We start from the raw sequence: 20,320 nt of genomic DNA, 5'->3' as shown, positions 1-20,320 counted from the left end.
GGACGGGGTGGCGGTTACCCCGACGACCCACCCGGCAGAACCACCGTCTACAAATGGGCCAGCCGGCGAAACGTGTCCATCACGCAGGTCGGATCGATCGGCTTGTGCAGGACGACGCTCGACGGCTCGCGCGGCAGACAGCATTCGGGCGTCCCGGTGATGAAGATGACCGGTATTTCACCATAATGCGAGGTTATCGCCTGCACCGCGCAGGGACCGGTGCCCGCCAGCAAGATCACGTCGGAAAGGATGATGTCGGGTCGCCGCTCGTGCGCGGCGTCGACCGCCTCGTCTTCGGTATATGCCATCGCGATCGACGTGGCGCCCGCGCGTTCGGCGAGACTGGCCAGATATTCGGCGATCAGCCATTCATCTTCGATTATCAGCGCATGGCACATCGTTACGACCCCGGCCGCGGCGGGGTGGATTGGTGTTGCACGTCGCTTTTCAACGACGCTGCGATGGCGGATAGCAGCGCATGCGACCGCCACATCGGTGCGCCCGCGTCGTCGGCGGCTTCGGCATGGTCGAATTGTACGTCGGCGGCTCTTTCGATGATTGCCACCGCGTCGCCGCTGCTGAGCATCGCCTTCTCGCAAAGCCCGTGAATCAGGCTTTCGGCGAGCAGCAAGGCCGCCTGACCGTGAGCAGAACGGGCTGCCGGGAGCATCGCCTCGATCGCGGGATCATTGTCGTTCATGGGCATGGAGATGCCTTCTATACAGGCGGGAGCACGCACTCGCTCTCTGCCGCTGACGCCTGGTGAAGCATGCCAACGGTGAGGCCTTAATACCCCATCTCGTCCTGTATGTTCGCAACATACAACAATTTTCGACAATAACTTTAGTTAATATCAAAAGAGCGACACCGACCCAACTCCTGCAAATCGAATTGGTTCGTTCGGGACGGAAACTTTCTGCTGGCGATAAGGCGTTTTCCGAAGCCGAAATGCAGCGCAGCGCCAGGCGCGGGCAGATCGGAAGCCCGGCCCGCGGACCAGCCTCGGCAGACCGCTTCGGCATTTTTCGGAGAGTTTCGGCAGGGCAATGGTGCCGGTTGCAGGAATCGAACCCGCGACATCCAGTTTACAAAACTGGCGCTCTACCAACTGAGCTAAACCGGCACATGGCAGCTAATGTATCAGGTGACGCCGAAGGTCCAGCCTTCGGTTTGCGCGATATGCGGGGTCAGCGGTGCGGGTGACCAAAGTTCGGCGCGGTGGGCGTTGGCGCGGAGCCAGGCGGCGGTCAGCAGCGCGTCGGTGGCGTGGTCGTCGTAGATTGGGATCGGTGAGGCGCGCCCCTGCGTGAAGGTCGCGGGGTCGTGCGGGTGCGATCCGAATACCGCGAGCGCGGTGTCGAGCGCGTCGCGGTCGCGGAGCTTGCTCAGCCCCTTGCGCAGTCCCGCGGCGCGCGCGGCGATCGTGGTGTAGATTTCGACGACGCAGCCGCCGGAGCGCGGCGCGGGGTCGAACGGCCATACCGGCATTTGCTCGCCCAGATGGCGCAGCAGCCGCATGCCCGCGAAGCTCGCCTTGGCCACCTGCGCGGCGCCGATCGCGTCGTACACCGTCGAGGGCTTGCCGCCGCCATTGGCGTTGTAGCGCGCCTCGCAGCGGCGGAAATGCAGGAAGTCCGCCTTGGCACCGTCGGCGGCGCCCAGATAGAAATGGCTGCCGCGATGGCGTTCGAGGAAGCTTGCCGCGCCGAGATCGGCATCGTCGCACGTGGCGTCGATCCAGCGCCAGAACGCGCGGGCGCTGTCGGGGGCGGGGAGGCCGGGGAGATAGGCGCCGCGTTCGATCCAGGGCGGGGCGAAGCTGAAATCGAAGCCGATCAGCGTGTCGCTTGCGGCCTGGTCGCGCACCCAGTCTAGCACGCCGGCGCGCGACCAGATGCCGCCGGGCGGGCGCACCAGCACCGGCGCGGCGCTGCCGGCTTCGCACAAGCCCACCGCGATGCCGCGGTGGCGATTGCCCTTGGCGCCCGACCAGTCGATCGCGGCGAAGCGGGTGAAGCGCTGCGGGGTCAGTCGATCACCTCGGCCACCGCCTTGGCGAAGCCGGCGATGTCGAAGCGCGCGCTGCCGGGGTCCTCGCCCCGTCGGACGACCACCAGCCGCTTCGAGGGGATCACCATGACATATTGGCCGCGATTGCCCTGCGCGGCGTAGCTGCCGGCGGGAAGGCCCTGTTCGGGGCCGAACAGCCACATCGTCGCGCCATAGCCGGGGCCGGTGGCGGGCTGCGGGCCGGTCGGGGCGGTCATGTAGCGCATCCAGCCCTCGGGCAGCAGGCGCTTGCCCTGCCAGACTCCGTCGGCGCGCCAGAACTCACCGAGCCGCGCCAGGTCGCGCGCGGTCGACCAGACCTGGCTCGACAGGATGAAATTGCCGCGCCAATCCTGTTCGGCGACGGTGTGCGCCATGCCCAGCGGCGCGAACAGCGCGGTGTCGGGCAAGGTCGCATAGCGCGCGTCGCCCATGCCCTCGCGCAGCGACAGGACCGCCAACAGGATGTCGTTATTGGCGTAGCGGAAGCGGGTGCCGGGTTTGGCTTCTACCGGCCAGCCGGTGGTCTCCTCGGTCACCGCGGTGCCGCCGAAATAGATCGCGTCGGTACGGTTGCCCGCGGTCGCGCTGTGCAGCCCGCTCGCCATGCGGAGCAGGTTGTCGAGGGTGATCTGGCGGCGTGCGTTGGGGCTCGGCTCGTCGCGCCATGCGGCGATCCGCGCGGGCTGATCGACCTTGGCTGCGCCGTTCTTGACCGCGATTCCTGCCAGCGTGCCGGCGATGCTCTTTGCGACCGACCAGGTGCGGTTCGACACGAACGGGCCGAAGCCATCGGCATAGCGTTCGGCGACGATCGCGCCGTCGCGGACGATCACCACGCCGGCGGTCTTGGCGCCTTCGCCGAAGCCGCCGGTGAAGGCGCGATCGACCGCCGCCGCCAAGGCGCGCGAGGGGCGCGGGGCGATGCCCGCGTCGCCTTGCGGCCAGCGCGCGGGGTTGGCCGGGGCGGGACCGGGCGGGGTGGCGTAGCTGGTGGCGACCGGCGACGGCACCGCGCCGATCGGCTGGCCGACACAGCCGCGGCCCTTTGCGAACACCGCGCGGCGCGGTGGGAGTTGCGGGTCGAACGTGACGCTGACGACGCCGGTGGTGCGATCGATGGCGGCGGGAAGCTCGGGCAGCAGCGGCTGATATTGCGGGTAGATGCCCGCTAGTTCGTCGGCCTCGATCTGCGCTTCGCTGCGGCCGGCGTTGAAGATGCCGCTGCACAGCATCGCGGCCTTGTAACCGGCGGCGATCGCGCGGTCATAGGGTGCGGGGGCGGCGGGGGTGGTTTGCTGGGCGGCGGCGGGGGTGGCGACCAGCATTAGTACTAGCGCTCCCAACCACCGTTCGCCCTGAGCTTGTCGAAGGGCGGCCCGAACCTTCCGCTGGTGCGCGGGTTGCGGCTGCGGGGCGTGCTTCGACAAGCTCAGCACGAACGGGGATGGGGCAATAGTCCTAACCTTCACGCGCATTCCTTGCTTCCTCCCACCACGCCATCCGCTCGGCCACGCGCTTTTCGAACCCGCGATCGGTGGGCGCGTAGAAGCGTTGTGGGGGCAGTTCGGCGGGCCAGTAATTGGCTCCCGAAAAGCCCCCTTCGGCATCATGGTCATAGGCATAGCCCTTGCCATAGCCGATGTCCTTCATCAGCTTCGTTGGCGCGTTGAGGATGTTCTGCGGCGGCATCAGCGACCCGGTTTCCCTGGCGCTGCGCCACGCGGCCTTTTGCGCCTTGTACGCGGCGTTCGATTTTGGCGCGGTCGCGCAATAGAGGCACGCCTGCGCGATCGCGAGTTCGCCCTCGGGACTGCCCAGGAAGTCATAGGCGTCCTTGGCGGCGAGGCATTGCACCAGCGCCTGCGGATCGGCGAGGCCGATGTCTTCGCTGGCGAAGCGGACCAGCCGGCGCAGCACGTAGAGTGGCTCCTCGCCCGCGGTGATCATCCGCGCGAGATAATAGAGCGATGCCTGCGGGTCCGATCCGCGCAGCGATTTGTGCAGCGCCGAAATGAGGTTGTAATGCCCCTCGCGATCCTTGTCGTACACCGCGACGCGGCGCTGGAGCAGTGCCGACAGCCCGGCGGGGTCGAGCGGGGTCTCAAGCTGGATCGAGAACAGGGTCTCGGCCTGGTTGAGCAGGAAGCGGCCATCGCCATCGGCGCTGGCGACCAAGGCCGCGCGGGCGTCGGGATCGAGCGGCAGGCTGCGGTCTTCGATCGCTTCGGCACGCGCCAGTAACGTGTCGAGCGCGGCGGCGTCGAGGCGGTGGAGGATCAGCACCTGCGCGCGGCTGAGCAAGGCGGCGTTGAGTTCGAACGACGGGTTCTCGGTCGTCGCGCCCACCAGCGTGACGGTGCCGTCCTCGACATAGGGCAGGAAGCCGTCCTGCTGCGCGCGATTGAAGCGATGGATCTCGTCGACGAACAACAAGGTGCGCTTTCCGATTCGGGCATGTTCGTGCGCTTCGGCGAAGACCTTTTTCAGATCGGCAACGCCCGAAAACACCGCCGAGATCTGCGCATAGCGAAGCCCGACCGCGTCGGCGAGCAACCGCGCGATCGTGGTCTTGCCGGTGCCCGGTGGGCCCCACAGGATGATCGACGACAGCTTGCCCGCCGCGACCATCCGCCCGATCGCGCCTTCGGGGCCGGTCAGGTGGTCCTGGCCGACGACTTCGCCCAGATTGGCGGGGCGCAGCCGGTCGGCGAGCGGTGCGTCGGGGGCGGGTCGGGCAGGGGGCGGGGGAGCGGAGTCCCCGAAAAGATCGGCCATGACCGCCAGATAGGCGCGATCGCCGGCTTGCGCGAGGCTTCTTCCCCCCTCGCGCTTGCGGGAGAGGTCGGGGGTGGGCTCGATGTCTTACCAAGCGTTTCGTTCGAGGATGGCCCCACCCCTAGCCCCTCCCGCAAGCGGGAGGGGGACTAGCGCGCCCGCCGTGCGATCGTTTCGAGATACGCGTCGAGCACGACCTGGTTGATCCGGTCCCATTGATAGCCCTGCGCCTTGGCATGGCCCGCAGCCCCCGCGGTCCGCCGCGCGGCATCGTCACGGCAATATCGCTCGATCGCGTCGGCATAGGCGCCGACATCGCGCGGTTCGACCAATGCGCCGGTGACCCCCGGATCGACCAAGCCGACCGCGCCGGTCGCGCGCGCCGCGACCACCGGCACCCCCGCCGCCATCGCCTCGAGCGTCACATTGCCGAAGGTTTCGGTGACCGAAGGGTTGAAGAACACGTCCATCGACGCGACCGCGCGGCCCAAATCGTCGCCCGACTGGAAGCCCGCGAACACCGCGCTTGGCACATGCTTGGCGAACCATTCGCGCGCGGGACCTTCGCCGATCACCAGCACGCGGTGGCGCACCCCGCGCCGCTCGAGCTCGCGCACCACGTCGGCGAAGATGTCGAGCCCCTTTTCGAGCACCAGCCGGCCGAGGAAGCTCACCGCGACCTCATCGTCGGCGATGCCGAGCCCGCGGCGCCATTCGAGGCTGCGCATCGCCGGATTGAAGCGCGCATGGTTCACCCCGCGCGACCAGATGTCGATCGGCGTCGTCACCCCCCATTCGCGCAGCAGGTCGCGCATGCCCTCGCCGGGCACCACGACATGATCGACTCGATTGTAGAAGCGCTTCGACAGATTCACCGCGAGCGGCTCGAGAAACGCAGCCTTGTAATAGCGCGGATAGGTCTCGAACCGCGTGTGCACCGATCCAAGCGAGGGGATATCGTTCTCGTGCGCCCAGCGGACCACGCGATGCCCGGTGATATCGGGCACCGAGACATGGACGATGTCGGGGGCGAAGGCTTCCAGATCGCGCCGGATCGCCTTGGGCAATCCCAACCCCAGCCGATATTCGCTGCGTCCGGGAAAGGCGAGCGCGGGGACGCCGATCAGGTCGCCGGTCGGCTCGAACGCTGGCTCTGCTACCGTCGGCGAATAGACGCGCAGCGTCACCCCGGCGCGCAGCAAATGCCCCGCCAGCAGGTTGAGCGCCTGGTTCGCGCCGTCGCGGACATAATTATAGTTGCCGCTGAACAGCGCCACGCGGAGATTGGAAGCATGCATCGCCGGGCATCTAGCCGTACCGAGCGCGGTTTGCCACCGGAACGATCATCGCCGATCGCGGGTTTTGCTTCGTCATCCAGATCGGGAGCCGTCGATGTCGAATGCATTTCGCAAGGGCCAGAAGGTGAAGTGGAATTGGGGCAGCGGTGCGGCGCACGGCAAGGTCGAGGAACGCTTCGATCGCCGGGTGCAGCGGACGCTCAAGGGATCGAAGGTGGTCAAGAACGGCACGACCGACAATCCGGCGTATCTGATCGCGCAGGAGGATGGCGACCAGGTACTCAAACGCGGGAGCGAATTGAGCGGGGGGTGACCCTTCGCCTCCTACCGTCACCCCAGCGAACGCTGGGGTCTCGCGGTTGGAGAGCGCGCCGACCGACACGGGAAGACCCCAGCTTTCGCTGGGGTGACGGTAGCTTTCGCTGGGGTGACGGCTGTTGGGGTGACGGATGTCCTGGGGCGGTATTCCCTTTTCGTTCCTCCCGCGCTACCTCTGCTCCATGGCCAAGCCCCAGAAGAAATATGTCTGCCAGGCGTGCGGATCGGCGACGTCGAAATGGGCGGGCCAATGCGCCGATTGCGGCGAGTGGAATACGCTGGTCGAGGATGCCGGTGCGGTCGTCACCGCGTTTTCTGCGCGGCATAATCTGCAGGGCGGCGGGCGGCCGATCCTGCTGTCGGGGCTCGACAGCGAAATCGCGCTCCCCGAGCGCATGGCGACGGGCATCGCCGAGCTCGATCGCGCGCTGGGGGGCGGATTCGTCGAATCCTCGGCGACGCTGATCGGCGGCGATCCGGGGATCGGCAAGTCGACCTTGCTGCTCCAGGCGGCGGCCAAGCTGGCGCTGGCGGGCAAGTCGGTTGCCTATGTCTCGGGCGAGGAGGCTGCCGACCAGGTGCGGCTGCGCGCGCGGCGGTTGGGGCTCGGCAATGCGCCGGTGCAGCTCGCGGCGGCGACCTCGGTGCGCGACATCCTCACGAGCTTTGGCGGCGCCGCGGCGCCCGATCTGCTGGTGATCGATTCGATCCAGACGATGCATTCGGACCTGATCGAGGGCGCGGCGGGCACCGTCAGCCAGGTGCGCGCATCGGCGGGCGAGCTGATCCGCTTCGCCAAGGAGCGCGGCACCGCCGTCGTGCTGGTCGGCCACGTTACCAAGGACGGCAGCCTCGCCGGGCCGCGGGTGATGGAGCATATGGTCGATACCGTGCTGGCGTTCGAGGGCGAGCGCAGCCACCAATATCGCATCCTGCGTGCGATCAAGAACCGCTTCGGCGGCACCGACGAGATCGGGGTGTTCTCGATGGAGACGCAGGGGCTGAGCGAGATCGCCAACCCATCGTCGCTGTTCCTCACCTCGCGCGACGAAAGCGTCACCGGCACCGTGGTGTTTCCCGCGCTAGAGGGCACCCGCCCGGTGCTGGTCGAAGTCCAGGCGTTGATCGTCCGGCTGGCCAGCGGAGCGACCCCGCGTCGCGCGGTGGTCGGCTGGGATTCGGGACGGCTGGCGATGATCCTAGCGGTGCTCGAAGCGCGCTGTGGGCTCAGCTTTTCGACCTGCGAAGTGTATCTCAACATCGCCGGCGGCTATCGCGTGCAGGACCCGGCGGCTGATCTCGCGGTGGCCGCGGCGTTGGTGTCGGCGCTGTCCGAACGCGCAGTGCCCGTCGATTCGGTCGGGTTCGGCGAAATCGCGCTGTCGGGCGAGATCCGCCCCGTCGCCCACGCCAATCTGCGGCTGAAGGAAGCCGCCAAATTGGGCTTCGCCAGCGCGCTGCTGCCCAGCGCGCAGGCCACCGAGCCCGGCACGATGAAGCTGGCCGGGTTCAAGAACTTGGGCGCCTTCGTTGACCATATGCTGGCGCGCGGCTAGCGGCGCGGCAAGCAATCTGGAACGCACGCCATGGACCTGACCGCCCTCGATATCGTCGTCCTGCTCGCCGTCGGTAGCGCAGCGGTGCTCGGCGCGATGCGCGGCTTCGTCACCGAGGTGCTGTCGCTGCTCACCTGGCTGCTGGTCGCGTTCGTCGTGCGGCTGTTCCACACTCCCTTGTCGGCGATGATGGTCGACTGGGTCGGCACCAGCTCGGGGGCGGCGGTGCTGGCGCTGTCGATCCTGTTCGGGGTGACCTATCTGGGAGGCAAGCTGATCGCCAACGCGGTGGGCAAGCGGACGCGCACGTCGGTGCTCGGGCCGGTCGATCGCGCGCTTGGGTTCGGGTTCGGGATGCTCAAGGCGGTGATCCTGGTCAGCCTGGCGTTCATCCTGGTCGTGCTGGTGCTCGATACCGTCAATGGCGGCCCGGCGCGACGGCCCGACTGGATCAAAAGCGCGCGCACCTATCCGCTGCTCAACGCCACCAGCGCGAGCATCGCCGAGTTCGTCGACCGTCGCCGCCGCGGCCAGCCGGTGTTCCCCTTCCTCGACGATGCCCCGCGCAAGAAGTAGACGCCCTCTCGCGCAAAGCCTTGCCGTCGCCTACATCGATACGGTGACTACGCTCTACAACACCGACATCCTGCGGCTCGCCGCGACCGTGCCGTTCCAGCAGCGGCTCGATTCGCCGATGGCGAGCGTCGAGAAACGCTCGCCGATCTGCGGCAGCCGGGTGACGATCGACGTCAACCTCGACGAGGAGGGCCGCGTCGGCGAGCTCGGCATGCTCGTGCGCGCCTGCGCGCTCGGCCAGGCATCGAGCGCGCTGCTCGCCGAGCACGTCGTCGGTCGGACGCCCAAGGAGATCGCTGCTGCGAGCGATGCGCTCGCGGCATGGCTGGCCGGCGGCGACACGCCGCCCGACTGGCCGCGGCTCGAATTGTTCACCCCCGCGCTGCCGCACAGCGCGCGCCACGCCTCGATCCGGCTGGCGTTCGAGGCGGCGGCAGAAGCCGCGGCGCAAGCGGCGACCCACCGGCGCGAATTCGCCGGCTGATGGAAGCGCATGGCGAACTGAGCTTCGTTCGCGAATTCGCGCCGCTGCTCGGCGCGGCGCTGATCTTCGTGCTGCTGTTCCGCAAGCTGGGGCTGGGTGCGACGCTCGGCTATCTGGTCGCGGGCGCCGTGGTCGGGCCGCAAGTGCTCGGGCTGGTCGGCGATGCCGAGAGCAAGCTGGGGTTCGCCGAGCTCGGGATCACATTGCTGCTGTTCCTCGTCGGGCTCGAGCTCAGTCCGCAGCGGCTGTGGCGGCTTCGGCACGATATTTTCGGGCTCGGGCTGCTGCAGGTCGTGCTGTGCGGGCTGGCGGTGAGCGCGGTGATCTGGGGCGGGGCGGGGTTCTCGCTCGCCGCCGCCTTCGCGCTCGGGCTGCCGCTCGCCTTGTCGTCGACCGCGCAGGTGTTGCCGATGCTGCAATCGGCGGGGCGGTTGAAGACACCATTCGGCGAGCGCGCCTTTTCGATCCTGCTGCTCCAGGACCTGTCGATCGTTCCGCTGATCACCATCGTCGCGGCGATGTCGCGCAACCCCGCCGATGCCGCCGGCCCGCCGGGCTGGCTGCTCGCGGTCAACACTGTGCTCGCGGTCATCGGCCTGATCCTGGCCGGCCGCTTCATCCTGCGGCCATTGTTCACGCTGATCGGCAATCTGGGCGAGCGCGAGATGTTCGTGTTCGCCGGGCTGTTCACCGTCATCGCATCGGCGGCGATCATGCAGGCGCTGGGGCTGTCGATGGCGCTCGGCGCGTTCGTCGCGGGGGTGATGCTCGCCGACAGCCCGTATCGCCACGAGCTCGAGGCCGATGTCGAACCGTTCCGCTCGATCCTGCTGGGGTTGTTCTTCCTCGCGGTCGGCATGCTCCTCGACCTCGGCGCGATCGCCGAGCGGCCGCTGTTCGTGTTCGGCATGGCGCTGGCGCTGATCGTAACCAAGGGTGCGGTGATCTTCGGGTTGGGGCTGTTGTTCCGGATGGCGTGGCGACCCGCGCTGGCGCTCGGCATGTTGCTGAGCCAGGGCGGCGAATTCGGCTTCGTGCTGTTCGCGCAGGCGCAGGCGGCGTTCCTGATCGAACCCGAGGCGGCGAGCGTGTTCGGCGCGATCATCACGCTATCGATGGCGACCACGCCGTTCCTGATGATGTTCACCAAGCGCTTCCGTGCCGAGCCCGCCACGGGCGACGGATCGGCGCTCGATCCGCCGCGCCACGACGGCGCCAGCGCGGTGGTGGTCGGCTATGGCCGCTTCGGCCAGACGGTGGCGCAGATGCTGATCGGCCAGGGGCTGTCGGTAACGATCATCGACACCGACCCCGAGACGATCGAGATCGCGGGCGATTTCGGCATGAAGGTCTATTATGGCGACGGCACCCGGATCGACCTGTTGCGGCTGGCCGGCGCCGCCGATGCCGAGCTGCTGATGTTCTGCCTCGACGGCGACCAGCTCGATACCGAGGCGCTGACCGCGATCAAGCAGGCCTTCCCGCAGCCCTCGCAATTCCTGCGCGTGGTCGATCGCCGCGCGGTGATGCGGCTGGCGGGCGCGCCGGTCGAGGCGACGGTCCGCGAAGTCTATGAATCGGCGATCGCGATGGCGCGGCTGGCGATGGCGTGCGTCGGGGTCGACGAGGGCGAGGTCGAGCGGACCGAGGACGAATATCGGCGGCTCGACGAAGCGCGGCTGAAGCTGCAGGCCGACAGCGGCAGCATCTATGCCGGCCGCGACGAGATGTTCTCGCAGGCGCGCCAGCAGCGCCAGGCGGAGGAAGCGGAATGAACATCATCGTGGTGCTGGCGGGGCTTTCGGGCGCGATGGCGGTGGCGGCAGGCGCGTTCGGCGCGCACGGCGCGCAGGCGCAGGCCGCCGAATGGCTGCGCACCGGCGGCATGTACCAGCTGGTCCATTCGGTGGCGGCGGTGGCGGTGCTACAGCTCGGCGCGCGGGTGCCGGCGTGGCTGTTCCTGGCCGGCGGGCTGGTGTTCGCGGGCACGCTCTACGCGATGGCGCTGGGTGCCCCGCGCTGGCTGGGTGCGGTGACGCCGATCGGGGGGACGTTGCTGATCGTCGGGTGGTTGTGGCTGGGGTGGAGCGGGGTGCGGGGGTAGGGCGCCCGCCCAAGCCTAGGGCGTCACGGTGATCGAGGCGGTGCCCTCGGCCCAGACCGGCAGGTACAGGCCCTGGCCGGCCGCCCGCAGTTGACCGGTACGCGTCCGTTCGAGATCGGCGCGGACGATCACCCGGTCCTGTCGCTGGTTGGCGATCGCGCGATCGACCTTGCCGATCAATTTGGCGTAATCGCGCTCGGAATTCTGCGCCAGCAGGCCCGCGATCATCGGCGCGACCCCCGGCGCGTTGATCAGGTCGAGTATCAGATCGCCGCCCGTCATGTCGGTGGTGCCGCTGACCGCGAAGTCTTCGAAGCCGATCGCGCGCGAATCGGGACGGGTGACGGGCTTTCCGGTCATCCAGACGGTGCCGTGGGTGGGCTTGGTGTCGCCCGCTTCGAGCGCGGTGAAGGTCAAGCCGACCGCGATTCGTCCATTGGTCGTCCCGTATATCTCCACCTTTTCGAACCGCGCGCGCACCGGGTCCAGCCCTGGAATGTCGAACGGCCGGGCGGATCGCCGACGCAGCGCTTTCATGAGCACGGGTTCGAGCACGCGATAGTCGGCAATTACCGGAATGAAGAAGGCAAGCCGACCGACCGGCGTGGCAACCGGCTGCATCGGCGGCAGCGGCGTTGGTTCGGGGGGCGGCGGGCGGTTGCCGATATGCGTCTCGGTGATCGCGCGCAGGCCCAGGTTCAACCGCAATCGGCCGTTGGCGATCGTATAGCCGCCATAGCGTAATTCGCGCGGCGCGATCCGCATCCACGCCGCCGGATTTTCGCGGTTGAGCGAGATGGTGGTGAAGGCGGCGGTCCAGGCGCCGGCAATCGCGTCGCGCAACCCCAGCTTGCCCAACTCGGCGGGCAGGTTGCGTTCGAGCCGCGCCAGGATCGGCGCGAGCTGGCGCTCTGCCTGCGCGGTGAAATCGATGCGCTGGCCCAGAAACTCGATATGCGGCGTGTCGGTCCAGTCATAGGCGATGCGCATGGTGGTGCGCGGCGTCCAATCGTGCGCGAAGGTTATCTGCACGCGCGCGGTGACGACGGCGTCGGCGGTAGCGGGCTCGCGCTTGAGCACCCCGCCGATATCCTCGGCGCTCACTACTGCACGCAAGGGTATCGTGATCTCGATATCCTCGCCCTTGCCGGCGAGCGAGACCCTTCCGCGCGTGACCGATCCGACGATGCGGCATTTGATCGCGGGGGTCTTGACGGTGGCGATGCCCAGGTCGACGCGCTTGCTGGCGATGCAGGTCTGGCCGGGCTTGTCGATCCGCCAAAGCTGGGCCGGCACCTCGCCTTCGATCAGCCGCGCGAGATTGCCGAGTTCGGCCTCGACCGGGACGGCGAGGATCGAGGGCTGTGGTTCGATGACGATGGCGTCATTGGCGCGCGGTGGCTGCCCGCGATTGCGGTCGCATCCGGCCAGCAGGAGCAGCGCGAAGCCGATGGCCAGACCGGTCGAGCCCCTGCGCGCGATCACGAGGGGCTTGGCGGCCATCTTACGCATCGCCGCGGTCTGGCTTCGCCGTCGATACCTGCTTCTTCCCCACCCCCCGGCACTTGTCCGAACAATATACCACCTGCTCCCAGTCGCGCTCCCACTTCTTGCGCCAGGCGAAGGGGCGTTGGCAGACCGGGCACGTCTTGGTCGGCAGGTCGCGCTTGGCGACGCCGCGGGGCATCAGGCGGGGACGCGCTGGGCGTTCAGGAACGCGGCGACGTCGGTCAGGTCCACATTCCGGTCGAGATAGGTCCGGCCGATCCCGCGCGCGAGCAGGAAGGGGAGGGTGCCGCCCGCCATCTTCTTGTCGTGCGCCATATGGTCGACCAGCCGCGCGCCGTCGGCATCGACCTGCGCGCTGCCAAGGCCATCGGGCAGGCCTACCGTGCGCAGATGCGCGGCCACCCGGTCGGCATCGGCTTGCGGCGCGATGCCGTGCGCGGCGGAAAAGCCGAAGGCTAGCGCCATGCCCGCCGCGACGCCTTCGCCGTGGAGCAGCCGGTCGGAAAAGCCGGTTTCGGCCTCGAGCGCATGGCCGAAGGTGTGGCCGAGGTTGAGCAGCGCGCGCTTGCCGGTGGTCTCGCGCTCGTCCTCGGCGACGATCCGCGCCTTGGCGGCGACCGCATGGGCGATCGCGTGGAGCCGCGCGGCGGGGTCGCCGGCGATCAGCGCCGCCCCGTTGGCCTCGCACCAGGCGAAGAAATCGGCGTCGTCGATCAGGCCGTATTTGACGATCTCGGCATAGCCGGCGCGCACCTGGCGCGGCGGCAGCGTGTCGAGCACGGTGGGGTCGATCAGCACCAGGGCGGGCTGGTGGAACGCGCCGACCAGGTTCTTGCCCGCCGACGTGTTGATCGCGGTCTTGCCGCCGACCGACGAATCGACCTGCGCGAGCAGCGAGGTGGGGATCTGCACGAACTGGCAGCCGCGCTTCAGGATCGCACAGGCAAAGCCCACCAGATCGCCGATCACCCCGCCGCCAAGCGCGATGACATGATCCGATCGCTCGATGCCGAGCGCGAGCAACCGGTCGGTCAGCTCGGCGAGCATCGCCCAGCTCTTGGTGCCCTCGCCCGGCGGCAGGATGATCGGGTGGCTGGCAATCCCGGCGGCGTCGAGGCTGGCGCGCAAGGTGGCCAGATGCGGGGCGAGATTCTCGTCGGTGACGATCGCCATCGCGCGGCCGCGCGCCAGCGGCGCGAGCGCTTCGCCAGCACGCGCGAGCAGCCCCGCCGCGATCCGCACATCATAGCCGCGTTCGGCCAGCGCCACCTTGATCGTCGTCATCGCCCGATGGCCTCCAATATCGCATTCACCGTGGTTTCGTGCGGCGCGTCGTAGCTGGTCACGCGCAGCGGCGCGAGCGCGTAAAACGGGTTCCGCACCGCCGCCAGCTCGGCGAGCACCACGTACGGATCGCGCCCGCGCAGCAACGGGCGGGTGTCGCGGCGGCGAACGCGTTCGGCGAGCACCTGCGGCTCGGCGTCGAGCCAGATCGCCAGCGCCTGGTCGAGGATCAGCGCGCGCGTCTCGGGATTGACGAAGGCGCCGCCGCCGGTGGCGATCACCTTGCGCGTGCCGTCGATCAGCCGCGCGATCACGCGGCGTTCGCCGTCGCGGAAATGATCCTCGCCGAAACGCTCGAAAATATCGCTCACCGACATGCCCGCGGCAACCTCGATCTCGGTATCGGCATCGACGAAGGGCAAATGCAGCCGCGCGGCGAGCCGGCGGCCGACGGTCGATTTGCCCGCCCCCATCAGCCCGACAAGGACGATGGCGCGGTCATTCGTCGCGGATGCGGGGGGATGGGTTTGCAGCATGGTCGCCGGGGCTATACAGCCAGGGGGCGTGTCGGGCAAAAGGCGGCGCGTCCTATTTGCCAAGACGCGCTTGCTATCTGCCAATGCAGTCGCCCAACGAAGGTTTCGAACCCCCGCATGTCCCGTTCGCTTGTGATTCTCGTCGTCGTCATCGTCCTGCTGGTCGGCGGGCTGTTCTACCTGTCGGGTCGCGACGCCACTAAGGCGCCGGTCACGGTCGAAAAGGTGGTGCCGCTTGAAAATCTCTCGAACTAGCGTCGCCGCTGGCGCGCTGGCGGTGCTGCTCGCGGGGGGAGTGCTCTCCGCGCAGGATCGTGACGCGCCCGAATCGCTGCTGCCGCCGGGGTTCGGCGATCCGGTAGCGCCTGCCCCGGCGCCCGCGCCCGGACCGCGTCCGACGGGCACGGTGCCGTCGCCGATGGTCCAGCCGCTGCCGGGGCCGATGCCAAGCCCGACGCCGACGCCATCGCCGACCCCCACGCCGACCCCGACGCCGCTGACCGCCGCCGAGCTGCTCGAATATGAGCTGCCGGTATATGCACGGCGCTCGACCGCGCGGGTGGGGCGGATCGGGATGGAGAATGGCGGGCTTGCGCCCGATGCGTTCGGCGATGCCGATGGCGTGTATCTCGAAGGCCTGATGCGGCGGATCGAGGCGCCGATCGCGTCGCGCTGGCTGTCGATCGCGCTGCGGCGGATGCTATTGTCGCAGCTCGACACGCCGGCGCGGGTGAATGGTGCCGATTTCGCCGCCGAGCGCGCGTGGCTGCTGATCCGGATGGGCGAGGCGATGGCCGCGCGCAGCGTCGTCCAGGGCGTCGATACCCAGAACTACACCCCCAAATTATACCAGGTCGCGATGCAGGCGGCGCTCGCGGCGGGCGATCCGGGGGGCTTGTGTCCGCTCGAACCCTTTGCTCGGCCGACCACCAACGAAGCGGGCTGGGAGCTGGTCGAGGCAATGTGCGCGGGGCTTGCGGGCGAACCGCGCCGCGCGGGCCAGATCATCGACGCCGCACGCCGCGCGCGCGTCGCCAACGGCACCAATTTGCTGCTCGCCGAAAAGGTGGTGGGGGCAGGCGCGCAAGGCCGCCGCGCGGTGACGATCGAGTGGGACGACGTCCAGCAGCTCACCGCCTGGCATTACGGGCTGGCGATGGCGACCGGGGTCGCGATACCCGACGAGCTGATCCAGACGGTGGGGCCACATGTCCGGTCGTGGCAGGCATTGTCGCCCGCGCTGGCACCGCAGACGCGGCTGCGCGCCGCCGAGCTGGGGGCGAGCTGGGGGGTTTTGTCGAACGCCGCGTTGGTCGATCTGTGGGGCGCTGCCGAAGCGTCGGACGAGGCATCGAGCGCCGACACCGCGATCGCGCGCGACCTGCGCTCGGCCTACACCGCGGGCACCGCCAGCGAGCGGATCGAGGTGATGCGCCGGCTGTGGAGCGAGCCCGGCGATGCGCGGGTCCGCCATGCGCGGCACATCCTCACCGCACGCGCGGCGACGCTGATCGTTCCTGCGGCCGAGCAGGTCGACGCCGCCGATTCGCTGGTCGCCTCGATGCTGAGCGCGGGGCTCGACCGGCCCGCGGCGCGCTGGGGCGAGGTGGCGCCGGCGGGATCGGACGCGTGGGCGATGATCCTGCTTTCGGATCCCGATGCCCGCCAGCCGCTGACGGCAAGCAACATATTGGCCTATCGCGGCAGTGCCAGCCCCCGAAAGGCGCAGCTGTTCTTCGCCGGCATGGCGGGCACCGGGCGCGTCGCCGACGACGTCGTCGAAGGTCTGGCGCAGTCGTTCGAAGTGCGGATCGGCGACCAGAATGCCTGGACGCGCGCGATCGCGCAGGCGGCGCGCAACCGCCAGCCGGCGACGGTGCTGGTGCTGGCGGGGTTGGGGATGCAGACGACGCAGTGGTCGGCGGTGTCGCCCGCCGCGCTGTTCCACATCACCGCCGCGCTGACCGCCGTCGGGCTCGAGGGCGAAGCGCGGATGATCGCCGCCGAGGCGATCGCGCGCGCTTGACCGAGGCCGCCGATCGCGCGCCGAGCGAGGATCGTGCGCTGATCGAGCGGTTCCTCGAGATGATGTCGGCCGAAGCCGGCGCGGCGCGCAATACGCTGGCGGCGTATGAAACCGATTTGCGGCTGGCGTCGGAGCATCTGCGCGGCGGGCTCGCGCTGGCCGACGCGGCGGCGCTGCAATCGGTGGCCGAGCAATGGATGCCGCTCGCGCGCAGCAGCGTCGCGCGCAAGGCGGCGGCGCTGCGGCGGTTCTTCGGCTTCCTGGCCGACGAGGGCTTCCGCACCGATGATCCGTCGGATGCGTTGCCGCGGCCCGGCGCCGCGCGATCCTTGCCCAAAACGCTGTCGATCGCCGATGTCGACCGGCTGTTCGCCGCGATCGCCGACCGGATCGCGCGGGTACCCGCCGACCCCAACGACCTGCGGCTGTCGGCGCTGGTCGAGCTGCTCTATGGGTCGGGACTGCGCGCGACCGAGCTCGTGTCGCTCACGCGCGGTGCGATCTCGCCCGATCGGCCCTGGTGCATCCTCAAGGGCAAGGGCGGGCGCGAACGGATGGTGCCGATCTCGGATCGCGCGCGCGCCGCGGTCGCGGTCTGGCGTGCGCAGGTGCCCGCCGACCGCGCGTTTTTGTTCCCCTCGCGTACCGGGCATCTGACGCGGATCCGTTTGTACCAATTGCTCAAGGCGCTGGCCGCCGAGGCGGGCATCCCGCCCGATCGGGTCAGCCCGCACGTGCTGCGCCACGCCTTCGCGACGCATCTGCTGTCGGGCGGCGCCGACCTGCGCGCGCTGCAGGCGATGCTGGGGCATGCCGACATCGCGACCACCGAAATCTACACCCATGTCGACGCCAGCCGCCTGGTCGCGCTAGTCAACGAACGCCATCCGCTCGTTGACGCGGCGGCGCGGCGCACGTAACCGCAGCGGCCACATGGCAAGCTTCCTAGACTTCGAAAAACCGATCGCCGAACTGCAGGGCAGGATCGACGAATTGCGCGAAACCGCGGCGGGCGGCGAGCTCGACATCGATGCCGAGGTCAAGCGCATCCAGGTCAAGTCCGACCGGATGCTGCGCGAGACCTATGCGCGCCTGACCCCGTGGCAGAAGACGCAGGTCGCGCGCCACCCCGAGCGGCCCCATTTCAAGCATTATGTCGCCGCGCTGATCGACGATTTCATGCCGCTGGGGGGCGACCGCGCCTTTGCCGACGATCAGGCGATCATCGGCGGCTTCGGCAAGTTTCGCGGGCAGCGGGTGATGGTGCTCGGCCATGAAAAGGGTGACGACACCGCCAGCCGGCTGCGCCACAATTTCGGCATGGGCAAGCCCGAGGGCTATCGCAAGGCGATCCGGCTGATGCAGCTGGCCGACCGATTCGGGCTGCCGGTGGTGACGCTGGTCGATACCTCGGGCGCGTTCCCCGGGGTGCAGGCCGAGGAGCGCGGCCAGGCCGAGGCGATCGCGCGCTCGACCGAGCAGCTGCTGAACCTGGGCGTGCCGGTAGTGTCGGCGATCGTCGGCGAGGGCGGATCGGGCGGCGCGGTGGCGCTTGCGACGGGCAATAGCGTGCTGATGTTCGAGCACGCGGTCTATTCGGTGATCTCGCCCGAGGGCTGTGCCTCGATCCTGTGGCGTACCGCCGACCGCGCGGCCGATGCGGCGGAGGCGATGAAGGTCACCGCGCAGGATCTGATGGCGCTGGGGGTGATCGACCGGGTGATCCCCGAGCCGCTGGGCGGCGCGCACCGCGATCCCGGCGCGGCGATCGTGTCGCTGGGCGACGCGATCGAGAAGGAGCTGGGTCAACTCGAGGGCAAGACGCCCGATGCGCTGCGCAAGGCGAGGCGCGAGAAGTTTTTGAAGATGGGTCGGGGATAAAAAAAGAGCGGCGGATCCGAAGTTCCACCGCCCTTTTCTCATATGCCCAAGTTAGGTTTAGGGAGCAGCCGGCGGCGTCATCTTGGTCGACACTTCGTTGAAGGTCTTGTTCAGGCTGGTGCCCAGACCCTGCATCGCTGCGATCGCCGCGACGGCGATCAGGGCGGCGATCAGGCCGTATTCGATGGCGGTGGCGCCCTTGTTGTTCGTGAAAATCTTGCGAATCGTCTTCATGCCGGTCTCCATCTTGTAAGAGCTTCAAAATACCCGGCTGTTCGGGGAGCCCCGGCCAGCCTGGCGGGGATAGCGCCGCTACGGTTGAGAAATGGTTTAAGACGAGCTCCGCGGTTCCGACTATTCGGCCTGGCCGCTCGTCGCATCTTCGACATCGGTGCTCACCCCGTCCCACATGGTGATCGTTGCATCGGCCACGCCCGCGATCGCACCGACGATCGCCAGGAACACCAGCGCGAGAATCAGCCCGTATTCCACCGCGGTAGCGCCGCGCCGGTCGTCGAAGAGGCGCTTGGCCACATGAAGAATTCGCCGCATATGCTCCGCTCTCGATCCGTGGCGTCCCGTTTACGCCAGCAGAGGTAAAAATATTGCTCGCACCGATTTCTTCTCCTCCGACGTCGCCTTTGCTCGTGGTCGCCGCCGCCTTGATCGATCTCGAAGGCCGCGTACTGGTGCAGCAGCGGCCACCGGGCGGGTCGATGGCGGGGCTGTGGGAATTTCCCGGCGGCAAGATCGAAGCCGGCGAGACCCCCGAGGCAGCACTGATTCGCGAATTGCACGAAGAACTGGGGATCGACGTCGAACAGGCGTGTCTGGCGCCGGCAGTGTTCGCGAGCGAACCGCTGGGCGATCGGCATCTGCTGCTGCTGCTTTACGCCTGCCGCAAATGGGGGGGCGTGCTCGAAGCGCGGCACGCCAGTGGGCTGCGCTGGGTGCGTCCGCTCGAGTTGCACCGCATGGAAATGCCGCCGGCGGACAAGCCGCTGATCGGGTTGCTCGAAGCCCTGGTCTGAGGTCTCCCCTCGCGCGTCAGGAAGCGGAGCCACCCTCCTTCAACGCCGCTGCGAGCGACGCCGTCGCACTGCCGCGCTTCGCGGGCTTGGGCTGCGACGGATCGGGTGCCCAGCCGGTCAGGAACACGATCTGGAAGCGCTCGGGGGTCCGCCCGTCGGGATCGGCGCGCGCGGCGAAGCCCTGCGCCGCCGCCGCCAGCGCCGCGCGGGTCAGCGGCGGGGTACCCCGCAGCAGGTTGGTCGCCGCCATGCCGCGCAGATCGTCGAGCAGCCGCCCCAGCCCCGAATAGCGCACCGTCAGCGTCTCGATATCGGCGACCGGCAGCGCGAAGCCCGCGCGCATCATCAGGTCGCCCGCCGACCGCACGTCGATCTGCGGATGCACCCGCGCGATCGCGCGATCGGGCTCGGCGGCGAGCAACGCCGGCTTGAGCGTGGCGAGCGATCCTGCGCCCAGGAAAGCGCCGAGGAACAACCCGTCGGGTTTGAGCACTCTTCGTGCCAGCGCCAGCGCGCCCGGCACGTCGTTCACCTGATCGAGCACGCCAGCACTCACCACGCAATCGAAGCTCGCATCGGCGAAGGGCAGGCGGTCCTCGTCGCATTGCACCCCGCGCGCTGCCGCCGCGAAGCCGAACCCTGCATCGGCGCGGATCACCCGCGACCCCGGCGGCGGCACGAACGCGCCGTCGAAACAGCCGAGGTCGAGGATGTCGACCATTGGCCGCGTCACACTGTCGAGGCGCTCGGCGATCCCGTCGAGCATCGCCGCGCGCAGGAAATCATGCGCGGCATAGCCCGGCTGCGCGCGGTCGCGGCGGCGGCGGCGCAACGCGCGATCGAAAAGTTCGGTGGTCGCCATCGCCGCGCTTGTGCCCCCGTGGGGCGCA

General features: G+C 68.7%; 24 protein-coding genes and 1 tRNA gene. 11 read left to right on the top strand and 14 right to left on the bottom strand.

The window, feature by feature from the left end; all coding sequences use genetic code 11:
• Positions 1-47: 47 nt before the first annotated feature.
• The 7 genes from NMP03_RS08680 to NMP03_RS08650 all read right to left on the bottom strand — a co-directional run bounded on the left by NMP03_RS08680 (position 48) and on the right by NMP03_RS08650 (position 6,125).
• Positions 48-398: a response regulator gene (locus NMP03_RS08680; RefSeq protein WP_256504965.1), complete on the bottom strand. Its 351-nt coding sequence runs from the start codon at positions 396-398 to the stop codon at positions 48-50.
• Between the two features lie 2 nt (positions 399-400).
• Complete coding sequence (locus tag NMP03_RS08675) at positions 401-739, bottom strand: hypothetical protein (protein ID WP_256504964.1); 339 nt, start codon at positions 737-739, stop codon at positions 401-403.
• Positions 740-1,047: 308 nt separating this feature from the next.
• Positions 1,048-1,123, bottom strand: a tRNA-Thr gene (locus NMP03_RS08670).
• Between the two features lie 17 nt (positions 1,124-1,140).
• Positions 1,141-2,031, bottom strand: coding sequence for a hypothetical protein (locus NMP03_RS08665; RefSeq protein ID WP_256508072.1), 891 nt, complete (start codon positions 2,029-2,031; stop codon positions 1,141-1,143).
• Positions 2,028-3,377: a serine hydrolase domain-containing protein gene (locus NMP03_RS08660; RefSeq protein ID WP_256504963.1), complete on the bottom strand. Its 1,350-nt coding sequence runs from the start codon at positions 3,375-3,377 to the stop codon at positions 2,028-2,030. Before NMP03_RS08660 ends, NMP03_RS08665 begins: the two co-directional genes overlap by 4 nt.
• Positions 3,378-3,510: 133 nt before the next feature.
• Positions 3,511-4,827, bottom strand: a complete 1,317-nt coding sequence (locus NMP03_RS08655) for a replication-associated recombination protein A (RefSeq protein ID WP_256504962.1) — start codon at positions 4,825-4,827, stop codon at positions 3,511-3,513.
• A gap of 149 nt (positions 4,828-4,976) precedes the next feature.
• The gene (locus NMP03_RS08650) at positions 4,977-6,125 is read right to left on the bottom strand and encodes a glycosyltransferase family 4 protein (RefSeq protein ID WP_256504961.1); all 1,149 of its coding nucleotides are present in this window, start codon (positions 6,123-6,125) and stop codon (positions 4,977-4,979) included.
• 94 nt (positions 6,126-6,219) lie between these two features.
• Here NMP03_RS08650 and NMP03_RS08645 point away from each other — a divergent pair, with 94 nt between their 5' ends.
• From NMP03_RS08645 to NMP03_RS08620, 6 genes are all read left to right on the top strand, one after another.
• Positions 6,220-6,438 (top strand): hypervirulence associated TUDOR domain-containing protein, encoded by a 219-nt coding sequence (locus NMP03_RS08645; protein ID WP_256504960.1) that lies wholly within the window; start codon positions 6,220-6,222, stop codon positions 6,436-6,438.
• Positions 6,439-6,625: 187 nt separating this feature from the next.
• Positions 6,626-7,999 (top strand): DNA repair protein RadA, encoded by a 1,374-nt coding sequence (radA, locus tag NMP03_RS08640; protein ID WP_256504959.1) that lies wholly within the window; start codon positions 6,626-6,628, stop codon positions 7,997-7,999.
• 30 nt (positions 8,000-8,029) lie between these two features.
• Positions 8,030-8,575 carry a CvpA family protein gene (locus NMP03_RS08635; protein WP_256504958.1) on the top strand — a complete coding sequence of 182 codons (546 nt, stop codon included), beginning with the start codon at positions 8,030-8,032 and terminating at the stop codon, positions 8,573-8,575.
• 43 nt (positions 8,576-8,618) lie between these two features.
• Positions 8,619-9,059, top strand: a complete 441-nt coding sequence (locus NMP03_RS08630) for an iron-sulfur cluster assembly scaffold protein (protein ID WP_256504957.1) — start codon at positions 8,619-8,621, stop codon at positions 9,057-9,059.
• Positions 9,059-10,834: a cation:proton antiporter domain-containing protein gene (locus NMP03_RS08625; RefSeq protein ID WP_256504956.1), complete on the top strand. Its 1,776-nt coding sequence runs from the start codon at positions 9,059-9,061 to the stop codon at positions 10,832-10,834. The genes NMP03_RS08630 and NMP03_RS08625 overlap by 1 nt, the downstream gene beginning before the upstream one ends.
• A complete protein-coding gene (locus NMP03_RS08620) occupies positions 10,831-11,163 on the top strand; it encodes a DUF423 domain-containing protein (protein ID WP_256504955.1) in 333 nt (110 codons plus the stop codon). The genes NMP03_RS08625 and NMP03_RS08620 overlap by 4 nt, the downstream gene beginning before the upstream one ends.
• A 15-nt stretch (positions 11,164-11,178) precedes the next feature.
• Here the strand turns inward: NMP03_RS08620 and NMP03_RS08615 are convergent, their stop codons facing one another.
• From NMP03_RS08615 to NMP03_RS08600, 4 genes are read right to left on the bottom strand one after another with little or no spacing between them, the layout of a single operon-like run.
• Positions 11,179-12,675 carry a DUF4403 family protein gene (locus NMP03_RS08615; protein WP_319937577.1) on the bottom strand — a complete coding sequence of 499 codons (1,497 nt, stop codon included), beginning with the start codon at positions 12,673-12,675 and terminating at the stop codon, positions 11,179-11,181.
• The gene (locus NMP03_RS08610) at positions 12,668-12,850 is read right to left on the bottom strand and encodes a DUF2256 domain-containing protein (RefSeq protein WP_256504954.1); all 183 of its coding nucleotides are present in this window, start codon (positions 12,848-12,850) and stop codon (positions 12,668-12,670) included. Before NMP03_RS08610 ends, NMP03_RS08615 begins: the two co-directional genes overlap by 8 nt.
• A complete protein-coding gene (gene aroB, locus NMP03_RS08605) occupies positions 12,850-13,956 on the bottom strand; it encodes a 3-dehydroquinate synthase (protein WP_256504953.1) in 1,107 nt (368 codons plus the stop codon). Before aroB ends, NMP03_RS08610 begins: the two co-directional genes overlap by 1 nt.
• Complete coding sequence (locus NMP03_RS08600; RefSeq protein ID WP_256504952.1) at positions 13,953-14,492, bottom strand: shikimate kinase; 540 nt, start codon at positions 14,490-14,492, stop codon at positions 13,953-13,955. Before NMP03_RS08600 ends, aroB begins: the two co-directional genes overlap by 4 nt.
• Before the next feature lie 117 nt (positions 14,493-14,609).
• Between NMP03_RS08600 and NMP03_RS08595 the strand changes: the two genes are divergently transcribed.
• The 4 genes from NMP03_RS08595 to NMP03_RS08580 are packed head-to-tail and all read left to right on the top strand — an operon-like array spanning position 14,610 to position 18,399.
• Positions 14,610-14,747 carry a hypothetical protein gene (locus NMP03_RS08595; RefSeq protein ID WP_256504951.1) on the top strand — a complete coding sequence of 46 codons (138 nt, stop codon included), beginning with the start codon at positions 14,610-14,612 and terminating at the stop codon, positions 14,745-14,747.
• Entirely contained in the window at positions 14,728-16,518 is a 1,791-nt protein-coding gene (locus NMP03_RS08590; protein WP_256504950.1) for a hypothetical protein, read from the top strand. Before NMP03_RS08595 ends, NMP03_RS08590 begins: the two co-directional genes overlap by 20 nt.
• Before the next feature lie 59 nt (positions 16,519-16,577).
• Positions 16,578-17,438 (top strand): tyrosine-type recombinase/integrase, encoded by an 861-nt coding sequence (locus NMP03_RS08585; RefSeq protein ID WP_256508070.1) that lies wholly within the window; start codon positions 16,578-16,580, stop codon positions 17,436-17,438.
• Between the two features lie 13 nt (positions 17,439-17,451).
• The gene (locus tag NMP03_RS08580) at positions 17,452-18,399 is read left to right on the top strand and encodes an acetyl-CoA carboxylase carboxyltransferase subunit alpha (RefSeq protein WP_256504949.1); all 948 of its coding nucleotides are present in this window, start codon (positions 17,452-17,454) and stop codon (positions 18,397-18,399) included.
• Between the two features lie 57 nt (positions 18,400-18,456).
• Here NMP03_RS08580 and NMP03_RS08575 read toward each other — a convergent pair whose 3' ends face one another.
• Entirely contained in the window at positions 18,457-18,633 is a 177-nt protein-coding gene (locus tag NMP03_RS08575) for a Flp family type IVb pilin (protein ID WP_256504948.1), read from the bottom strand.
• Between the two features lie 120 nt (positions 18,634-18,753).
• On the bottom strand, positions 18,754-18,951 hold the full coding sequence (locus tag NMP03_RS08570; RefSeq protein WP_256504946.1) for a Flp family type IVb pilin: 198 nt from the start codon (positions 18,949-18,951) through the stop codon (positions 18,754-18,756).
• A gap of 95 nt (positions 18,952-19,046) precedes the next feature.
• On the opposite strand from NMP03_RS08570, the gene NMP03_RS08565 reads away from it, so the two are divergent.
• The gene (locus NMP03_RS08565; protein WP_319937576.1) at positions 19,047-19,430 is read left to right on the top strand and encodes a (deoxy)nucleoside triphosphate pyrophosphohydrolase; all 384 of its coding nucleotides are present in this window, start codon (positions 19,047-19,049) and stop codon (positions 19,428-19,430) included.
• 16 nt (positions 19,431-19,446) lie between these two features.
• On the opposite strand, the gene NMP03_RS08560 is transcribed toward NMP03_RS08565, so the two are convergent.
• Complete coding sequence (locus tag NMP03_RS08560) at positions 19,447-20,292, bottom strand: methyltransferase domain-containing protein (protein ID WP_256504944.1); 846 nt, start codon at positions 20,290-20,292, stop codon at positions 19,447-19,449.
• Positions 20,293-20,320: the final 28 nt, after the last annotated feature.

Source organism: Sphingomonas qomolangmaensis (assembly GCF_024496245.1).
GTDB lineage: Bacteria > Pseudomonadota > Alphaproteobacteria > Sphingomonadales > Sphingomonadaceae > Sphingomonas > Sphingomonas qomolangmaensis.
Note: the sequence above shows the minus strand (reverse complement) of the source record. Positions and strands in the feature narration are given on the sequence as shown.

What these genes read in the sequence shown, in the direction of transcription:
- NMP03_RS08625 (WP_256504956.1), top strand. Translation starts at nt 9,059, where the DNA reads ATGGAAGCGCATGGCGAACTGAGCTTCGTTCGCGAATTCGCGCCGCTG.
- NMP03_RS08680 (WP_256504965.1), bottom strand. Translation starts at nt 398, where the DNA reads ATGTGCCATGCGCTGATAATCGAAGATGAATGGCTGATCGCCGAATAT.
- aroB (WP_256504953.1), bottom strand. Translation starts at nt 13,956, where the DNA reads ATGACGACGATCAAGGTGGCGCTGGCCGAACGCGGCTATGATGTGCGG.
- NMP03_RS08620 (WP_256504955.1), top strand. Translation starts at nt 10,831, where the DNA reads ATGAACATCATCGTGGTGCTGGCGGGGCTTTCGGGCGCGATGGCGGTG.
- NMP03_RS08560 (WP_256504944.1), bottom strand. Translation starts at nt 20,292, where the DNA reads ATGGCGACCACCGAACTTTTCGATCGCGCGTTGCGCCGCCGCCGCCGC.
- NMP03_RS08570 (WP_256504946.1), bottom strand. Translation starts at nt 18,951, where the DNA reads ATGCGGCGAATTCTTCATGTGGCCAAGCGCCTCTTCGACGACCGGCGC.
- NMP03_RS08600 (WP_256504952.1), bottom strand. Translation starts at nt 14,492, where the DNA reads ATGCTGCAAACCCATCCCCCCGCATCCGCGACGAATGACCGCGCCATC.
- NMP03_RS08575 (WP_256504948.1), bottom strand. Translation starts at nt 18,633, where the DNA reads ATGAAGACGATTCGCAAGATTTTCACGAACAACAAGGGCGCCACCGCC.
- NMP03_RS08655 (WP_256504962.1), bottom strand. Translation starts at nt 4,827, where the DNA reads ATGGCCGATCTTTTCGGGGACTCCGCTCCCCCGCCCCCTGCCCGACCC.
- NMP03_RS08645 (WP_256504960.1), top strand. Translation starts at nt 6,220, where the DNA reads ATGTCGAATGCATTTCGCAAGGGCCAGAAGGTGAAGTGGAATTGGGGC.
- NMP03_RS08585 (WP_256508070.1), top strand. Translation starts at nt 16,578, where the DNA reads ATGATGTCGGCCGAAGCCGGCGCGGCGCGCAATACGCTGGCGGCGTAT.
- NMP03_RS08595 (WP_256504951.1), top strand. Translation starts at nt 14,610, where the DNA reads ATGTCCCGTTCGCTTGTGATTCTCGTCGTCGTCATCGTCCTGCTGGTC.
- NMP03_RS08635 (WP_256504958.1), top strand. Translation starts at nt 8,030, where the DNA reads ATGGACCTGACCGCCCTCGATATCGTCGTCCTGCTCGCCGTCGGTAGC.
- radA (WP_256504959.1), top strand. Translation starts at nt 6,626, where the DNA reads ATGGCCAAGCCCCAGAAGAAATATGTCTGCCAGGCGTGCGGATCGGCG.
- NMP03_RS08615 (WP_319937577.1), bottom strand. Translation starts at nt 12,675, where the DNA reads ATGCGTAAGATGGCCGCCAAGCCCCTCGTGATCGCGCGCAGGGGCTCG.
- NMP03_RS08660 (WP_256504963.1), bottom strand. Translation starts at nt 3,377, where the DNA reads ATGCTGGTCGCCACCCCCGCCGCCGCCCAGCAAACCACCCCCGCCGCC.
- NMP03_RS08610 (WP_256504954.1), bottom strand. Translation starts at nt 12,850, where the DNA reads ATGCCCCGCGGCGTCGCCAAGCGCGACCTGCCGACCAAGACGTGCCCG.
- NMP03_RS08650 (WP_256504961.1), bottom strand. Translation starts at nt 6,125, where the DNA reads ATGCATGCTTCCAATCTCCGCGTGGCGCTGTTCAGCGGCAACTATAAT.
- NMP03_RS08580 (WP_256504949.1), top strand. Translation starts at nt 17,452, where the DNA reads ATGGCAAGCTTCCTAGACTTCGAAAAACCGATCGCCGAACTGCAGGGC.